Annotated in this window: 11 protein-coding genes and 2 pseudogenes; 4 read left to right on the forward strand and 9 right to left on the reverse strand. The window is 57.9% G+C overall.

The window, feature by feature from the left end; translation table 11 throughout:
- Positions 1-215 precede the first annotated feature (215 nt).
- Genes G9X48_RS10220 through fes form a run of 3 tightly spaced genes read right to left on the reverse strand, consistent with a single transcriptional unit; the run spans position 216 to position 5,592 of the window.
- A complete protein-coding gene (locus G9X48_RS10220) occupies positions 216-4,097 on the reverse strand; it encodes an enterobactin synthase subunit F (protein ID WP_097641195.1) in 3,882 nt (1,293 codons plus the stop codon).
- 25 nt (positions 4,098-4,122) lie between these two features.
- Positions 4,123-4,344, reverse strand: a complete 222-nt coding sequence (locus G9X48_RS10225; RefSeq protein ID WP_097641194.1) for an MbtH family NRPS accessory protein — start codon at positions 4,342-4,344, stop codon at positions 4,123-4,125.
- A 3-nt stretch (positions 4,345-4,347) separates the two neighbouring features.
- Positions 4,348-5,592, reverse strand: a complete 1,245-nt coding sequence (fes, locus tag G9X48_RS10230; protein ID WP_097641193.1) for an enterochelin esterase — start codon at positions 5,590-5,592, stop codon at positions 4,348-4,350.
- Between the two features lie 280 nt (positions 5,593-5,872).
- Here fes and G9X48_RS10235 point away from each other — a divergent pair, with 280 nt between their 5' ends.
- Positions 5,873-8,146, forward strand: coding sequence for a TonB-dependent siderophore receptor (locus G9X48_RS10235; protein WP_085661934.1), 2,274 nt, complete (start codon positions 5,873-5,875; stop codon positions 8,144-8,146).
- 38 nt (positions 8,147-8,184) lie between these two features.
- Positions 8,185-8,853 carry an enterobactin synthase subunit EntD gene (gene entD / locus G9X48_RS10240; protein ID WP_165770546.1) on the forward strand — a complete coding sequence of 223 codons (669 nt, stop codon included), beginning with the start codon at positions 8,185-8,187 and terminating at the stop codon, positions 8,851-8,853.
- On the opposite strand, the gene G9X48_RS10245 is transcribed toward entD, so the two are convergent.
- The gene (locus G9X48_RS10245; RefSeq protein ID WP_097641190.1) at positions 8,822-9,535 is read right to left on the reverse strand and encodes a GNAT family protein; all 714 of its coding nucleotides are present in this window, start codon (positions 9,533-9,535) and stop codon (positions 8,822-8,824) included. The genes entD and G9X48_RS10245 overlap by 32 nt on opposite strands.
- A 182-nt stretch (positions 9,536-9,717) precedes the next feature.
- On the opposite strand from G9X48_RS10245, the gene G9X48_RS10250 reads away from it, so the two are divergent.
- Together G9X48_RS10250 and G9X48_RS10255 are read left to right on the forward strand one after the other, a co-directional pair.
- Positions 9,718-10,833 (forward strand): YbdK family carboxylate-amine ligase, encoded by a 1,116-nt coding sequence (locus G9X48_RS10250; RefSeq protein WP_097641217.1) that lies wholly within the window; start codon positions 9,718-9,720, stop codon positions 10,831-10,833.
- Positions 10,834-11,097: 264 nt separating this feature from the next.
- Positions 11,098-13,005, forward strand: coding sequence for a methyl-accepting chemotaxis protein (locus G9X48_RS10255; protein ID WP_097641189.1), 1,908 nt, complete (start codon positions 11,098-11,100; stop codon positions 13,003-13,005).
- A 477-nt stretch (positions 13,006-13,482) separates the two neighbouring features.
- Here the strand turns inward: G9X48_RS10255 and G9X48_RS10260 are convergent, their stop codons facing one another.
- The 5 genes and pseudogenes from G9X48_RS10260 to tssH all read right to left on the reverse strand — a co-directional run bounded on the left by G9X48_RS10260 (position 13,483) and on the right by tssH (position 17,742).
- Positions 13,483-13,965, reverse strand: coding sequence for a GPW/gp25 family protein (locus G9X48_RS10260; protein ID WP_007848162.1), 483 nt, complete (start codon positions 13,963-13,965; stop codon positions 13,483-13,485).
- A gap of 9 nt (positions 13,966-13,974) precedes the next feature.
- Positions 13,975-14,184: pseudogene (locus G9X48_RS10265) on the reverse strand (type VI secretion system accessory protein TagJ); the annotation flags it as partial.
- Positions 14,180-14,368, reverse strand: a pseudogene (locus G9X48_RS10270) (fimbria/pilus periplasmic chaperone); the annotation flags it as partial. The pseudogenes G9X48_RS10265 and G9X48_RS10270, both read right to left, overlap by 5 nt.
- Before the next feature lie 86 nt (positions 14,369-14,454).
- The gene (locus G9X48_RS10275; protein ID WP_007848124.1) at positions 14,455-14,985 is read right to left on the reverse strand and encodes a fimbrial protein; all 531 of its coding nucleotides are present in this window, start codon (positions 14,983-14,985) and stop codon (positions 14,455-14,457) included.
- Between the two features lie 63 nt (positions 14,986-15,048).
- Entirely contained in the window at positions 15,049-17,742 is a 2,694-nt protein-coding gene (gene tssH / locus G9X48_RS10280; RefSeq protein ID WP_097641188.1) for a type VI secretion system ATPase TssH, read from the reverse strand.
- Between the last annotated feature and the right edge of the window lie 234 nt (positions 17,743-17,976).

The following is a 17,976-nucleotide window of genomic DNA, read 5'->3' on the forward strand; positions in this document are numbered from 1 at the left end:
CTTCGCTTACCCGCCCTACATCCATTCAGGCACCCGTCTTCGTCGTTTGTAGGGTGGGTAAGCGAAGCGCACCCACCTTTCAGCGGCATTCACAACATGTACGTAGGGTGGGTAAGCGAAGCGCACCCACCTTTTTACAACACTCACAACATGTGCGTAGGGTGGGTAAGCGAAGCGCACCCACCGATGTACCCACCCACCCAATTACACAAAACCTACCCGAGAATTTCCCGCAACACCGGGCCTATCACCTCGAACGCCTGCGGGGAGATAATCTCCACATGCGCGCAATCGACACTGTACACATCAAGCGCCCGCGTCCACGGTGCCCACGCCTCGTAAGGGTTAAGGCCCGGCGTTACGGTGCGTTCGGCGACAAACAGCGTCGCGTCACCTTCAAAGCGCGTACTGCGCGCGGTAGAAAGCAGCCGCACCGCGTCGGCGTAATTGCCTTCGATGGTTTCAAATAACCTCGTCGACCCCTGCCCCTGCTGCGCGCTCACAAACGCCGCCCGCTCGCGCTCTATCTCCGCCAGCACTTCCGGGTCGAGCTCGCGCCCGCCCTTCTCCTGCCAGTTTTGCGTTTCCGGCGGCCAGGTGTCGAGCAACCCGAGGAACGCCACCTCCTCGCCCGCCGCCTGTAACCGTGCGGCGACGCCATGCGCGATTGTCCCGCCGAGCGAATAGCCAAACAGCCAGTACGGCCCGTGCGGCTGCTGCTCGCGAAGCGTCGCATAATGGTGGTCGCACAGTTCATCCACCGAGGCGCACTGTTGCATCGGCCCATCCGGGCGCGGCGACTGAATGCCCGTTATCGCCCAGCGCGGCGACAACCAGCGTTGCAGAACGCTGAACTGCCAGGCGAAGCCCGACGCCGGATGGAAGCAGAACAACGTCGGCCCGTTGCCTTCACGCAGCGGCAAAATAGCGCCAAAGCCCGCCTGCGCGTCGCGTTGTTCCGCCACGGCCGCCGCGAGTTTTTCCACCGTCGACGCCACCATCACCTGTCCGACCGTAACAGGACGTTCCAGCTCACGCGTGAGCCTTGCCGCCAGGCGCATCGCCAGCAGCGAGTGGCCGCCGAGCGCAAAGAAATCCGCCTGCGCGTCGGTCACTTCCACACCTAAAAGTTCCGAAAAAGCGCGGGCGATTGCCGTCTCGCTGCCCGGCGCTACGGCTCTGCCCGGCTCACGCACCGCAAGCTGCGGCAACGGCAGCGCTTTGCGATCCAGCTTGCCGTTGGCGCTGAGAGGCAGCGCAGGCAACTGAACAAGCGTCACCGGCACCATATGCGCGGGCAGCCATTCGCTTAAGCGCGCGCGCAGTGCGGCCACATCCAGCGTAGCGCCGGAGGCGGAAACCAGATAACCCACCAGCTGGCGCGCATCGCCGCCCGTTTCGGCATGGCTATTCAGCACGCAGGCGTGCGTCACCGCCTGCGCCACGTCCGGCAGGCGCTGCATCACGCGGTCTATCTCGCCAGGCTCAATACGCTGGCCGCGGATTTTCAGCTGATCGTCACTGCGCCCGAGATATTCCACCGCGCCGTCCGGCAGCCAGCGCGCCACGTCGCCGGTGCGGTACATCCGCTCGCCGGGTACAAACGGATCGGCGATAAAGCGGCTGGCGGTCAGATCCGGGCGGCCAAGATAGCCCTGAGCCAGCTGAACGCCCGTGAGATAGAGATCGCCCGCCATGCCCGGCGGCACCGGACGCATCCGGCCATCGAGAATGCGCAGGCCGGTATTCCAGACCGGGAAGCCAATCGGCACGCTGGCCCCCGTCACCTGCGAAAGCGCCGCACCGAAAGCCGGATACCCGCTCACGTCCACTGCCGCCTCCGTCGGACCGTAGAGATTATGCAGCGGCACGGCGGTGAGCCGCTCCCAGTCGCGACACAGTGCCGTCGGCAGCGCCTCGCCGCTACAGAACACCTGGCGCAGCGACGCGCAGGCGTCGATCGCCGCTTCAGAAGTGAGCGCGCCGACAAACGCCGCCAGCATCGACGGCACAAAATGCGTCGTCGTCACCCGCCAGCGCGCAAACAGTGTCTGAAGCGCCTGCGGATCGCGGTGCGCCTGTGGCGGTGCCATCACCAGCCGCGCGCCGACGATAAGCGGCCAGAAAAACTCCCATACCGACACATCAAAACTGCACGGCGTTTTTTGCAGCACCACGTCATCCGCGCCGAGCGGATACTGGCTTTGCATCCACAGCAGCCGGTTAACGATAGCGGTCTGACCGACCATGACGCCTTTCGGCCGCCCGGTGGAGCCAGAGGTGAAAATCACATAGGCGGTGTGCGCCGGGCGCGAGCGCAAAAGCGGCTGCGGATCGCTTGCCGGCAGCGGCGCGTCGTAGCAGAACACGGGCAGGCTCGGGAGATGCGCGAAACGCCCCTGCTCTGACGCGGCGGTAATCAGCAGCGCCGGGCGGGCATCCTCCAGCATCATTTGCAGGCGATCGTCCGGGTAGCCCGTATCGAGCGGCAGCCAGGCCGCGCCCGTTTCCACAATCGCCTGTAGCGCCAGTGAGAGAAAGACCGAGCGCGGCAGCGCGACGGCCACGATATCACCCGGCTTAACACCGCGACGCACCAGCTCTGACGCAAGCGTAAGCACTTGCTCACGCATTTCACGATAGGTAAAGGCATAGCGCGCATCCGCAAGCGCCGGGGCCTGCGGCGTCGCCTGCGCCTGTTTCGCCAGCAGGCTGCTGAGCGTCTCCTGCGGCAGTGGCACGGCGGTCTGGTTCACACGCGCAATCAGTGCGTAGTCGTTATCATCCAGCAGATCCGCCTGCGCGCACGCAAGCTCAGGATCAGCGGCAAACTGTGTGAGCAGATGCGGCAGACGGGCGAGATGGCGCTCAATCTGCGCGGCGTCATAGCGCTGCTGATTCGCGAGCAGTTCCAGCGTTACGCCGCCCTGTTCGTCGATATAGAGCGCGATTTCGAGATCTTTCACCGGCCCCGAGGCGAGCTGATGGGTTATCCCCTCCACGCCATCGAAATCGAGCCGGTAATCAAACATTTTCAGGTTCAGCACCGGGCCATAGAGCGGCGTCTGCTGCGCCACTCTGCCCGCGTCGCGCAGCACCTGCTCGGCGTCATAGCGCTGATGACGGCGCAGCGTTTTGAGCGTCTTCGCAAAGGCGGCGGCGAACTGCGCCAGCGTCTGCTCAGGCGCAATGCGCACCGGGCAAGGCAGCACGTTCAGCACCGGGCCGGTGGCGCACAGCGCGGCCGAGCCGATGCGGCGCATAAAGATGAAACCGGCGCTGTAGGCGTCACGCCCGCTCAGGCGGCCAAGCCAGAGCGCCACCAGCGCCAGCGCCATATCCGGCGCGGTCAGCCCGCCGCTGTTCGCCATAAGCGCAGCGAAATGCGCGTCATTAAAGCGCAGCGAGCGGCGGATCAGCGAGGTGGTGGAAGATTGCCCGGTAAGCGGCTGGTCAGAGAGCGTCGCCGGCGGCGGCAGTTCGCGCACCTGCTGCGCCCAGAAGGCGGCGTCGCGCGCGCAGGCGTCTGACGTCTGATAGCGCGCGTATTCATCAACCACCTCGTTAAAGCAGACAAATGGCGACGCGTCGGGTTGCTCACCCCGGCGCAGGCTGCCGTAAATATCGGCGATACGGCGGGTAATCGCCGTAAAACTGAAACCATCCACCACCAGATGATGATAACGCTGATACCAGAACCAGCGCGTCTCGCCGACACGCAGCAGCGCATGGTGCACCGGCGGTGTGCCGTGGGTGACGCGCAGATCCTGCTCCAGATCGGCATGCATCAGGCGCTGGGCCGTGGTCAGCGGGCAGGCTTCGTGGCGCAGATCGATGATTTCAGGCGTGGCAAAGGTGAGCGATGCGTCAAACCGCTGCGTGACGATGCCGTCGCGTTCCTCAAAACGCATTCGCAGCGTGTCGGCTTCCATCATGCCCGCCACGATAGCGCGCGCCAGCAGCGGCGCGTCAACCGTGCCGTTCAGCTCGACGTAATGCGCCACGCTCCAGGCGTTGGCCTGGCGGGAGAGTTTTTCAGCCATCCAGATACCCGGCTGCGCCGCCACCAGCGGCAGCGCGGCGGTGGCCTGCTCCACAGGGGAAAGAGTTATATCCGTCACATTAACCTCGCGCCGCGTTCTGGTGTGCGAAATGGGCGGGCTGCAGCGCCTGCCCGTGCTCATTGAGCCACGCCTCGCAAACCTCAAAAGGCTGCGGCGCGGCCACCACACGCCAGCCCGGCGGCAGCGCGCACGGCTCCGGCCAGAGGCTTATCTGTTTTTCGTGATTTTCGAGCAGCCAGAAACGGCCCTGCGGATTATCGAAGGGATTGCTGAATTCCATACGTCACTCCTGTCCTGAAAAAGGCGTCGGGGCGGGTGTAGCGGCCCAGAGTGCGGCGAGACCGTCGGTCAGGCCGCCGCGCCAGCAAAGCGCGTCGTGGCCGCCCTCCACCTGACGCCAGAAAAGCGGCTGCTGTGTCCGTTGTAATACAGAAACCAGGCGCTGATTGGCCTGCAAAATGAGCGGTTCATGGAGGCCCGCTTCAAGAAAAATGCGCAACCCGCGCGGATCGAAGCGGCCTGCGACCAGCTCTTCAACCAGCCAGCCGCCCTCACCGCTCGCCTCGCGCGTTGGCCACCAGAAAGAGCCGGACTGGCTCAGTACGCAACCGAAGCGCGCCGGCCAGCGCAGCCCCGCATAGAGCGCGGCGAGCCCACCGAAGCTCTGCCCGGCAATCACGGTGGTGTCCGGCGCGTCACGCCATCTCGTGTAATGACGCGCCTGCGGCAGTAATTCCTCCCACAGCGCCTCCCAGAAGGCGGCGTTGCAGGGGAGTTCCCGGCTGCGGTGCGCGGTGTCAATCACATCCACCAGCAGATAAACAGCAGGCGGCAGAACGCCGCGATCGGTGAGCGACTGGAGCGCGGGCCAAACCGGCTGGCTGTGCGCCCAGAACTGACCGTCCAGCAAAATAGCGAGCGGGCGCGTCAGGGGCGCGTCATCACCGCCGGTAGTAAACAGCCATACGCGACGCGCGTTGCCGAGCCGTTCGCTTTGCCAGAGAAATTCCCGCGCGGGCGTGTAAGCCACGTCGCTCTCCTCCCAGCCCGGCTGCGCGGGCGCGTCTGGCAGATGCAGCGCGCTGACCGGATGGCCGCGGCCGCCGCGCCAGTGGTGCGGGTTAAATGGGTCGGGAACGGCCTGCGGCAGCAGTGCGCGCCAGCCTTCGCGCAGCGCGTGGCGCGCCGGAACGTCAGCAAAGGCGTCGGGGGCGAAATCATCGGTCTTTGTGGAAGGGATAAAACAGTAACTGCCGCGCCAGGCGGCGTCTAATTCGGTGCGCCAGTACCAGGCGTCGGTGCCCGGCAGACGCGTGAGCGACTGCGGCGCGGAGGACTTGTGGTGATCGGTGATACCGGTGAGGTAAATCCACACGCGCTTTGTATCAGACGTGCTTTCATCCCCTGCCGGATCGCGCCACCAGAACGTCACGCAGCAGGTGCCCGACGCCGTGCCGGAAATCTCCGGAATGCCCTGCGCCTGCTTCGCCTGCCACCAGGCATCACTTCCCGCCGCGTGCTCCGCCACTGCCCAACTCCTTGTTAGTGTTGATAAATATCATGGAATGACGTCAATCCCGATAATTTGATGATAATATTATTGATAATTATTTGCATTTGCAATAGCGTATTGGCGCGCTGTGGGAAGCGCGTCTTTCACTCAAAAAACATTAACCCAGCCAGACGTTTGCGCGCTGCCGCTCCGGGACGAGCGGGGTTTGCGTATAGCGGCTCTGGCCTATTCCCTGCTGCGCCCTGCCCCACTGGGGAAGGACTTACGGGCCGCAGCACAGACAGCAGGATACAAAATGAATAAAAAGCTCCCTCTTTCTCTGGCGATGCTGATTAATCTTGGGATGTATGGCGCTGCGCTGCCCGCCTGGGCGCAGGAGAGCACCGCTCCCGTGGATGGCAACGCAACGGATGGCGATGACACGATAGTCGTCACCGCCGCACAGCAAAACCTTCAGGCACCTGGCGTCTCGACCATTACCGCCGATGAAATACGCAAAAACCCGCCGGCGCGCGATGTGTCGGAAATCATCCGCACCATGCCTGGCGTCAACCTGACAGGCAACTCCACCAGCGGCCAGCGCGGCAACAACCGCCAGATCGATATCCGCGGGATGGGCCCGGAAAACACGCTGATCCTGATTGATGGCAAACCGGTCAGCAGCCGTAATTCGGTGCGTCAGGGCTGGCGCGGCGAGCGCGACAGCCGCGGCGATACCGCCTGGGTGCCGCCGGAGATGATCGAGCGTATCGAGGTGCTGCGCGGCCCTGCCGCCGCACGCTACGGCAACGGCGCGGCGGGCGGCGTGGTGAATATCATCACCAAACGCAGCAGCAACGACTGGCACGGCAGCTGGAACAGCTACTTCGACGTGCCGGAACACAAAACCGAAGGCGCCACCAAACGCACCAACTTCAGCCTCACCGGACCGCTTGGCGACAGCGTCAGTTTCCGCCTGTACGGGAACCTGGCGAAAACCCAGGCCGACGCGCAGGACATCAACGCCGGGCATGAATCGCTGCGCACCGGCAGCTACGCTGATACCCTGCCCGCCGGGCGCGAAGGGGTGGTGAATAAAGATATTAACGGCCAGGTACGCTGGGAATTCGCGCCGATGCAGGCGCTGGAGTTTGAAGCGGGCTATAGCCGCCAGGGCAATCTCTACGCGGGCGACACTCAGAACACCAACAACGACAACAGCACCAACGGACTGGTGAAAAAATACTACGGCAAGGAGACCAACCGTCTCTATCGCCAGAACTATGCGGTCACCTGGACCGGCGGCTGGGATAACGGCGTAACCACCAACACTTACGCCCAGTATGAACACACGCGCAACTCGCGTCTTGGCGAAGGGCTGACGGGCGGCCTGGAGGGGCTGTTTAACAGCGAGAAATTCTCCGATATCAACCTGAGCGACGTGCTGCTGCACAGCGAAGTGAGCATTCCCTTCGACTGGCTGGTGAACCAGAACCTGACGCTCGGCACCGAGTGGAATCAGCAGCGTATGAAGGATGGCACCTCTACCGCGCAGGCGCTGACCGGCTCCACCAGCGGCGGCGCTATCCCTGGCGTCGATTCCACTAACCGTAGCCCGTATGCCAAAGCGGAGATCTTCTCGCTGTTCGCGGAAGACAATATGCAGCTCACCGACAGCACCACGCTGACCCCGTCGCTGCGCTTCGATCACCATACTATCGTTGGCAATAACTGGAGCCCGGCGCTGAACCTGACGCAGGCGCTGACCGACGCGGTAACGCTGAAAATGGGCATCGCGCGCGCCTACAAAGCGCCGAGCCTCTATCAGACCAACGAAAATTATATTCTCTACAGCCGTGGCCAGGGTTGCTACGCCAGCGCCACCAATACCGGCTGCTACCTGATGGGTAATGAAGACCTGAAGGCGGAGACCAGCGTCAACAAAGAGATTGGCCTTGAGTATAAGCAGGATGGCTATCAGGCGGGCCTGACCTGGTTCCGTAATGATTACCACGACAAGATCGAAGCCGGTTATACCCGCGTCACGGCCATCAGCAATAAAACGGATCTCTACCAATGGGAGAACGTGCCGAAAGCCGTGGTGGAAGGGCTTGAGGGCACGCTAAACCTGCCGGTGACCGATACCGTTCAGTGGAGCAATAACCTGACCTGGATGTTGCAGAGTAAGAACAAAACCACCGGCGATCGGTTGTCGATCATCCCGGAATTTACGCTGAACTCAACGCTGAGCTGGCAGGTGCGAGACGATCTGTCGCTGCAAAGCACGCTCACCTGGTATGGCCGTCAGAAGCCGAAGATGTACAACTATAAGGGCGAGCGCGTGACCGACAGCGGCACCAATGAAGTCAGCCCTTACAGCATCGTCGGCCTCAGCGGCACCTGGGATGTGACCAAAAACGTCAGCCTGACGGCGGGCGTTGATAATGTCTTCGACAAGCGTCACTGGCGCGCGGGCAACGCCCAGACCACCGGTAACGCCAAAACCAACGCCTGGATGTATGGCGCGGGGGCGGAAACCTATAACGAATCGGGCCGGACCTGGTTCATGGGCATTAACACTCATTTCTGATAATGACAACGGCGGGCAGCGATGCCCGCCTTTTTCCGATGCAGACCACCCTCACTTCATTCACCTTCGCCGGACACCCGCTCTGGCGCGTTGATTTCGCTCCCGACACTTTCACACCTGCCGATCTGCTGTGGCTGCCGCACCACGCCATGCTGGCGAATGCCGTCGCGTCACGTCAGGCCGAGCATCTGGCGGGCCGTATCGCCGCCGTCGCCGCACTGAAGGCGGCGGGCGCGCCATTCTCCCCGCCCGGCATCTGCGCGCACCGCGAGCCGCGCTGGCCTGCGGGTTTCACCGGCAGCATTACGCACACCGGCCACCGCGCCTGGGCTGCGGTTATCACCACGCCGGGCGGCATCGGGATCGACGTTGAAAACCTGATGGACGCGCAGACGGCGCGCGAGCTGGCGCCCGGTATTATCGACACACAAGAGCGCGCGCTGCTGGCCCGTACGCCGCTGCCCTTCGCCAGCGCCCTGACGCTCGCGTTTTCCGCTAAAGAGAGTCTTTTTAAAGCGCTGTTCCCGCAGGTGGGCGACTGGTTCGGTTTCGAATGCGCGAAAGTCGTCGCGCTGGACGACCATCAGTTAACGCTGCGCCTCGCCTGCCCGCTCGGGCCGTTCGCACAAACGCAGTGCTTTACACTGCACTGGCGTCAGGAGGCGCAGCAGATCCTCACGCTGGTGAACGCGCCCGGAAGTGGCTGAGCGGCTGTTTCTGTATACCGTCGGCGGTAAAATTCTCCGGCGACAGCCAGGCGCGCAGCGCGGCATCGGCCTGTGGCCATTCGCTGTCGAGCAGCGAAAACCATTCGGAATCGCGGTTGCGCCCTTTACGCACTATCATCTGACGCAGTCGCCCTTCATACGTGAAGCCAAGCCGTTCAGCGGCGCGGCGCGAAGCGGTGTTCATCGAATCGCATTTCCACTCCACGCGGCGGAAACCGTGCTCAAAGGCGTCGCGCATCAACAGCCACAGCGCCTCGGTGCCGGTAACGCGGTTTTTCATGCGCGGCGACCAGGTTACGTGGCCTATTTCCAGCACGCCGTTAGCCTTATCAATGCGCATAAAACAGACCAGCCCGACCGCCTCGCCGCGCGCGTTATCCATCACCGCGAAAGGCACCAGCGACGGATCCATCACTTTTTGCGCCACCCATTCATGGCACTGCGCGAGCGTATCGGGGCGATCGCTTGCAAGCCATGTCCAGTCGCGATCGTCCGGCGCGTCCTGATAGGCCGCCAGCAGCGCGGCGGCGTGCGCGTCGGCATTCAGCGGTTCCAGCGTGCAGTAGCGCCCTGCAAGCGTTGTGCGCTCAGGCATCCGTGCGCCTTTCCAGTCCGGCACTGGCGCGCCGACCTGCTGATCGTAATGGTTGAAATAAGCCACAAGCACTCCTCCTGATGGTTGTTAATAAAAATTTATATCAGGAGTGAAACCAGGAAGATAGCGATAACGCAGCGGGAAAACCGCGCACAGGAACTCGGTTTTATCTGAGCGTTTTCACCGCAACTGGATGATTTTGCATGACTATACTTGGAGAAAACCCTTTACTGATAAGCGAGCTGCCCATGCCCCTTAAACCGTTTGCCCCTTCCGAACCCTACACCCTGGGCGTTGAACTGGAGCTCCAGGTGGTCAGCCCGCCCGGCTTTAACTTAAGCCAGGATTCCTCAACGCTGATCAGCGCGCTGGAGAGCCGCGTCACGGCGGGTGAAGTGAAGCACGATATCACCGAAAGCATGCTGGAAATCGCGACCGGCGTCTGTCGCGATATCAACCAGGTGGCCGCAGAATTCGCTGCCATGCAGCGTGAAATTCTCGCCTGCGCCCAGCAATATCACCTGATGATAAGCGGCGGCGGCACGCATCCGTTTCAGAAATGGCAGCGCCAGGAAGTATGTTCCAGCGAGCGTTACGCCCGCACGCTGGAGCTGTTCGGTTATCTCATCAAGCAGGCCACCGTCTTCGGTCAGCATGTGCATGTGGGCTGTCGCAACGGAGAAGAAGCGATGTATCTGCTGCACGGGCTGTCGCGTTTCGTGCCGCATTTTGTCGCGCTGTCGGCGTCTTCGCCGTATATGCAGGGCGCAGATACCGGCTTTGCCTCCTCAAGACTCAATATTTTCTCGGCCTTCCCGGATAACGGCCCGGCCCCATTTGCCACCGACTGGACGCAGTTCGAGAATATGTATGCGCGTCTCGAAGGCACGAAGGTAGTGGAGTCGATTAAAGATTTGCACTGGGATATTCGCCCAAGCCCCGGATTTGGCACCGTGGAAGTGCGCGTGATGGATACGCCATTAACGCTTGAGCGCGCCATTAATATCGCCGGATTTATTCAGGCGATTTCCCACTGGCTGCTGGATGAGCGGCCTTATAAACATAAGGCTGAGGATTACCTGATTTACCGGTTTAACCGTTTTCAGGCCTGCCGTTATGGGCTGGAAGGTACGCTGACGGATGTTAGCACTGGCGAGCAACGCACCATCGGGGAGGATATTTTGCGCCTGCTCGACAAGCTTGAGCGCTATGCCCGCCCGCTGAACGCCAGCAGCGCGCTGGAGGCGATCCACCGATATGTGAAGAATAACGACAGCGACGTACACCGCATTCGTGAATTTACCGCCGATGGCGGCTCGCTCTCTGAACTGGTGCGCCTGAATGGAGAAATCTGGGCCGCCTGAAAACCGCGTTACGCCTGACCGGCTCCTGACTGATTAAGGGAATTTACCTTAAACAAGGAACCACCTGCCTGTAAAAGCCAGCCATTTATCGCTGGCTTTTATCTTTTCTGAAAACAATAACTCGTCTTTTTTTATTCTGGATCATCAGAATAACTCTTTTGAGTTATTTTTTGGCCTCAAACGCAGCGGCAGCGATTAAAGCATCTAATTTGTCTTACCGATAGGAAATATAACGATTTCTATCGCAACACAGGAATGACGCTAATGTCATGGATATATCGCCTCTCTATGAAAACCAAATTAGCCATCGCGCTTTTACCGTTATTAATTGCGCTGCTCTGGCTGGCGGGTGCCGGGATGCTGTCGCGCATCGATACCGAACGGCAGATGCGCAACGTCGAAGAAGTGACGCGCCTTGCGAAAAGCGCCGGTGATGTGGTGCATGAGCTGCAAAAAGAACGCGGCCTGAGCGCCGGTTATCTGGGCAGCCGCGGCGCGCAGTTCAGCCGTGAGCTCACCGCACAGCGCGCCCGGACGGACAGCGCGCTGGCGGCCTTTAACGCCGCCATGAAAAACACCGATGAAGAGAGCCTGAAAGGCAGCGTGGGCGAGGCCATCCGCGCCTTCCGCCAGCGGGTGTCGATGCTTGACGACACGCGCCAGCAGATAACCGCCCTTTCCCTTCCCGCCCCGCAGGGTGTTGCGTTTTATACCGACACCATCAGCACCGTGCTGGAGCTGGTGGGCCGCAGTACGCGCTTAAGCCACGCCGGAGTGATTGTGAATCAGATGGTGGTTTACTACAGCCTGCTCAGTATGAAAGAACAGGCGGGCGTTGAGCGCGCGCTCCTTTCCGGCATTTTCTTCGCCGATCGTTTTGCAGATGACCAGCTGGCGCGCCTGAGCGAAGTGGTGGGCAAACAGCAGGCGTGGCTCGCCGCCTCGCGCCAGCTTTCCGACGCTGAGGGCGTGAAGCGGATTGACGCCGCACTCGCGCTGCCGTCAGCGACCCGCGCGCTGGCGCTGCGTCAGATAGCGTTCGGGAAAGCCGCGAGCGGTGGGTTTGGCGTGTCACCGGCGAGCTGGTTTACCGCACAGACGCAGCGTATCGATACCCTGCGCACGCTGGAGAACGCCGCTTCCGCGCAGCTTCTCGCCACAGCAGGCCAGCTTGCAAGCGACGCACGCGCAGGCTGGCAGCGCTTTCTCGCCATTACCCTGCTGGCGCTTATCGTGGCGGTGAGTTTCGCCGTCGTGGTGGCGCGCAGCATCCATCGTCAGCTGCATGCGACGCTCACCGCCATTGACGGCATGGAGGGCGATCTCACGCGCCGTCTGGACGTGCCGGGCAGCGATGAACTCTCCGCCCTGAACCGCGCCTACAACCGCGCCATTGAAGATATTCAGCGGATCGTCGCTGAAATAAAAACCGGTGCGGTCGTGTTGCGTCACGCCAGCGCCGATATCGCCGCGGGCAATCAGGATCTGGCGCAGCGCACGGATGAACAGGCGGCATCGCTGGTGGAAACTGCCGCCAGCATGGAGCAGATAACGACGGTTATTACCCAGACGGCCGATAACGCCCATGAGGCGGAGCGCCTGACGCGACTGATGGAAGAAGAGATGCAGAGCGCGAGCGCGGTGGCGCACGCTGCCCGCCAGAGCATGGCGGATATTCAGGCCTCCAGCGAGCAGATCTCGCGGATTGTCGGCTCGATTGACGACATTTCCTTCCAGACTAACCTGCTCGCGCTCAATGCCGCGGTGGAAGCGGCGCGTGCCGGAGAACTGGGGCGCGGCTTTGCGGTAGTGGCTTCCGAAGTGCGCACGCTGTCGCAGCGCTGCGCCCGCGAGGCAGGGCTTATCCGCGAGCTGGTGGCGAACAACATGGCGAAAATCGGCGAAGGCGTGGAACATGTCGATGCTTCCGGCAAGGCGCTGGATGGCGCAGTCGCCAATACTGCCCGGATGCGGACGTTTATCAGCGATATCGCCCGCGCAGCGGCGGAACAGTCGCTTGGCGTATCTCAGGTGCACGAGGCGCTAAACCAGCTGGAACAAGTGACGCAGCAGAACGCCGCGCTGGTTTCCGAGGCCGCGACGGCCAGCCAGACGCTGGATAATCAGTCTGAAACCATGTCGCAGTTGGTTAACCGGTTCGTGGTGGCGTAAAAACCATAACGTCGCCGCAGGAGTACGGCTACAAAATATAGTGGTTTTTCAGGGAATATTGACCCATCGCTTGATTAAGGTTGGGTTATTTCCTACTATCCCCAGCCACCTGAATACAGGTTTTAAGCCGCACTCGCCCCGCGGCTTTTTTATTATTTGCATTGCAGTCATCGTTGACGGGATATCGCGCCATTAAGGCACTGTAATTATAACGTTCCGCAACTAATGACATTCTGACGAAATACAGCCTCTGACCTGCTCCGGGAGAGCAAAACATGGAATATAGTTTCGGTGCGAAATTTTTTATCCTTTCGCAAATCAGCGTGTTTGTTATTTCCGTTTGCGCATTAATTAATGGCGCGCTGTAAATAACAGCATTGACCGTAACGGATTATTACCCTCGCCAGATGGATTTGGCACCTTTATTCTCCACCGTTGTTATACGGTAATGAAAAAGAGGCGCGACGCATCTTTTTTCTATAACGCCGTCAGCGTCGTTTTTTCCGTTTCGGTATCATAACTGCCGCTAACCGCAAACCCGACGGGTTCCGGTTGCCAGTAAAGCAACGCCGCTATTTCAAACCACAGCGTTGTACCCGGCGCGGACTGCCGCTTCGGACTTACCACCAGCGATGACGGGATAATACGCGGCTCAAAGCGCAATAATGCGTTGCGGATAGCCTGCTCTACCATCGTCCAGCTTTGCGGCGTCGCATATTTCCCGGAGAGCGGCGCGAGGCCGTGATTAATCACCGAATTAACCACCGCCGGGTGTCGCACCGGGTCGATGAGCGCTTCAATATTGGTGTTGTTGAGTAACACATCAATATCGCGCAGCACTAACTGCCGGTAGCGACGCGCATTAATAAAACTCGCGTCATGCGCTTCGTGGCGGGCTTTTGGCTCCTCGTCCAGCAGCCGGTCAAGTAGCGTCGGCGCGAACTGTTTTTTTCTCTCCATCGCCCAGCCTTAATAAAACCGAAGCTCACGCAGATCCGGCAGCGCATAGTCCGCGTTATCGGTAATCAGCATCTTTCTGCCAAGCCCGATACAGAGCGACTCGCTGACCGGCTGCCAGTCGGTCAGGCTGCCGAGGCGGGTTTCCTGCGTCGCTTGCGGCGTCAGCGGGTAGCGAGCCGGGATATAGCCCTGAAAGTGCCCGTCAGCGAGGGTAATCCGTTTGACCATCATCAACCCATACTTGTACCAGAGCAGGTTGGCTGCCTTTGTTATTCGTGCGTACACTGACATCTTTTTCATTACCAGGAAATATTATTCGCGTACCGCTGATTGTCATTGACGCTGAGCAAACAGAAATGCCGCACAAAAAAACAGCCATTATCTTTAAAAGTTTGAAAGACATAGCAAAACCCTAATTAACTATTTTTATGAAATGATGATATAGCACTCGGTAATGGCGACCCTTTTCAGAGTCGCCATATTTAAATATCAGGGATAACTTAAGGTATAATTTACTTTAGCCGTGACATCACCCGCTTCGGTGGCGGCAGTAGCATAATAGCCACCGATATAACGCATTAAAGCTGTCTGGTCAGGCTGTACATCAAACGCAGCACCAGTCTCACCAACGGCAATAACACTTGAGTCGGTATTATATAACCGTACCTCTACGTTTTTAGCGCCTCCCGTTGCAGCAGCATTTGTCAGGTTACCTGTAACCGGATCGAATCCTGTGGAATCCAGGGCTTCAAAATGCGCAGCCACTTTAGTAATGGCAGCAGGGCAACTGACTGCTTTAATCGTAAATGTCGTGCTACCTGCTTCATCTCCCGCTTTTGCAAGGGTTTGTGTGGATATCGTCGGCAGCGTGACAGTTTTATCCACATCATTGGTGTCGATTTCGCATGTTTCAGCAATCAGTTTTCCGTTAAAAGTAACGGTCCCTTGCGAAGCTGCGCTGGCATAACCAGAAATTAAGCCAAGCGCCAGAGCGCAGTATGCAAAACGTAATTTACGCATGATAATCCTTCATTTATTCACATAATAGCTTTCGAAAACGAACCATCCTTGTATGGTTCCCGTTTATTGCACAGTAGTGCTTTTTTCTGCTATGTCATCCTCGCAATAAGGTGCTACCAGAAGACATTCTGTTCCCGTTGAGATCGTCACGCCTGAAAGCTTCGCTTTTTGGGCGTTATTCATAAGAATCCCTCCTATCTGGGGTAAAATATTCTGCTCGATATAACGAATTAACACTCTCGCGCCGGTATCGGATACGTGGCATTGGTCAATAATGTAGTTAATCACTTCATCGCTATATTCAAGCGTTACTTTATGATTTTCATAAAGACGCTTTGCCACCCGCTTAAGCTGAGTATTTATAATGAATCCTAATGCTTCTCTCCTCAAAGGGAGATAAGGAATTACCGTTAGCCGGCCGAGAAATGCAGCAGGGAAAAAATTTAATAACTCAGTATGCAGTAGTTCTGCCAGCATTTTCTCTTCAGGCAGTGTATTTTCATCACGCGATAACGAGATTAGCTTTTCACTACCCACGTTGCTTGTTAACAGGATGATGGTATTACGAAAATCAATTAATCGACCCTCGCCATCTTCCATCCGTCCTTTATCAAAAACCTGGAAAAACAACTCATGCACATCAGGATGGGCTTTTTCAATCTCATCCAGCAAAATAACGCTATAAGGTTTACGGCGAACCGCTTCGGTAAGAACGCCTCCTTCACCATAACCAATATATCCCGGCGGTGATCCTTTTAAAGCAGATACAGTATGCGCTTCCTGATACTCACTCATATTAATAGTAATGAGATTATGCTCGCCGCCATACATTTTTTCCGCAATGGCCAGCGCAGTTTCCGTTTTACCGGTCCCGGACGGCCCTGTCAGCATAAAGACGCCTGTCGGACGGCCAGGATCCGCCAGGCCTGCCCGGGCCATTAAAATACGCTCACTGATTTGCTTAAGCGCAAAAGGCTGGCCGGTGACACGTTCAGCAAGATGCAAAGGAAGTTCGCGGACAATATTCATCTCATCCTGAAGCATCTGGCCAATCGGAACACCTGTCCATTCACTTACAATAGCGGCAACGACATTTGCGCTAACCTCCGTGTGAATCATCGCCTGTTCACCACGAACCCGATTAAGATGACTCTCTGCCTGTAAAAGTGCCTTTTTTAACGCTGCTTGCTGTTCGTCATCGACGTTTTCCTGCTGGCAATGATTCTGTAGCGTGGCTCGCAGCGCATTAATTTCGCTAACAATATTTTTTTCCTGCAGCCAACGCGATTCAAACGAATCGGCTTCTTTAATCTTCTGTGTGATAACGCGCTTTAATGCATTAACAGATGCCTCATTACCTTTACCAAGCGTACTGGCTTTAACGGCCAGCGAAAGCTGCCTTTTTGCAGATTCCGTCTGGTATTTTAAATCCTGCAACATTTGCGGGGGCGCATATTGCCCTACGGCAACTCTGGCGCAGGCCGTATCCAGCAAACTGATCGCTTTGTCAGGTAACTGCCTGGCGGGGATATAGCGATGCGAGAGTTTTACGGCTGCGCGTAATGCTTCTTCTAAAACCCAGACGTTATGATGCGCTTCCAGCACCGGCACCAGACCACGCAACATTTCCGTGGCATTGTCCTCATCAGGCTCCTCTACCTGCAACACCTGAAAACGACGTGTCAGCGCAGGATCTTTTTCGATATGTCGTTTAAATTCACTCCAGGTCGTTGCTCCGATTGTCCTTAACTGACCACGGGCTAACGCTGGCTTCAGTAAATTTGCCGCATCGCCGTTTCCTGCGGTATTTCCCGCGCCGACCAGATTATGAACCTCATCAATAAATAGAATCACCGGTTGCTCAGAAGAGGCCGCTTCTTCCAGCACAGCTTTAAGACGCGCTTCGAATTCGCCTTTCATACTGGCCCCTGCAGAAAGCGCCACGATATCCAGGCTCATTAAGCGCACCTCAGCGAGCGAGGGAGGCACTTCACCTGCGCTAATGGCGAGCGCCAGTCCTTCGACGACAGCCGTTTTGCCAACGCCAGCGTCTCCGGTCAGTAAGGGATTGTTTTGACGGCGCCGCAGAAGGATATCGATCATTGTGCTGATTTCGCGATCGCGGCCCAGCACAGGGTCAATCTTTCCTTCTCTGGCAAGCGCGGTGAGGTCGGTTGCATATTGAGCAAGGCTGCCACTGCCTTGTAATTTGATAGCGCCGCTGGCTTCACCTGGAATAGCATTCTGGCTGCTAAGAAATACCGTCGATTCGCTCTCTTTTACTTCAGGTGAATTGCGGGTGATATAGTTGAAATCGCGATTGAATTGCTCGAGTACAATTTTCTCCAGTGGCGCAGCAATCGCTAATAAAGCACGGCGAAGCTCTACAGACGTCAGCAACGCTATTAAAAGATGTCCGCTACGTATTTTACTTTCAGAATGCTCAAGACTGGTATACATCCAGGCCCGTTCAATCGCCAGCTCAATAAGATAAGAAAAATCTGCGACCGCTGTTGCGCCATCAGGTAAATGATTAAGAGAACGCGCTAACTCACGCTCCAGGGATTCGCAGTCAACGTTGAAATAACGTGCGACATGTTTGAGATCGTTATCTTCCTGGTGCCAGAGCTGATTAATCCAATGGACCAGCTCCACATAAGGATTACCGCGTAACTTACAGAGCGTCGTTGCGCTTTCAATACTTCTGAAGAGCGTGTCACCCAGCTTTGAAAAAAGATTCTTCCTTGAGATAGCCACTTTATGTTTTCTCTTAACATAGTTTCCGAAAAGAACTGCAGCCTGATTACGCGATTGCGCCATTTCTTTTTTTAGAAATTAGACAAAAAGAGAGGAAAGATAAATATGTAATCCAGTTACAGGAACGTTTTAAGAAAGCAATCCAAGCACAATTCCTAAATTGAAACGAACACCCAGCGTAACAAACTGTTTTTTAAGTAAATATCTTTCCAGAACATTTTTCTAAAACGCTAC

It is taken from the genome of Cronobacter sp. HA18006, assembly GCF_011605445.1.
Taxonomy (GTDB): Bacteria; Pseudomonadota; Gammaproteobacteria; order Enterobacterales; family Enterobacteriaceae; genus Cronobacter; species Cronobacter sakazakii.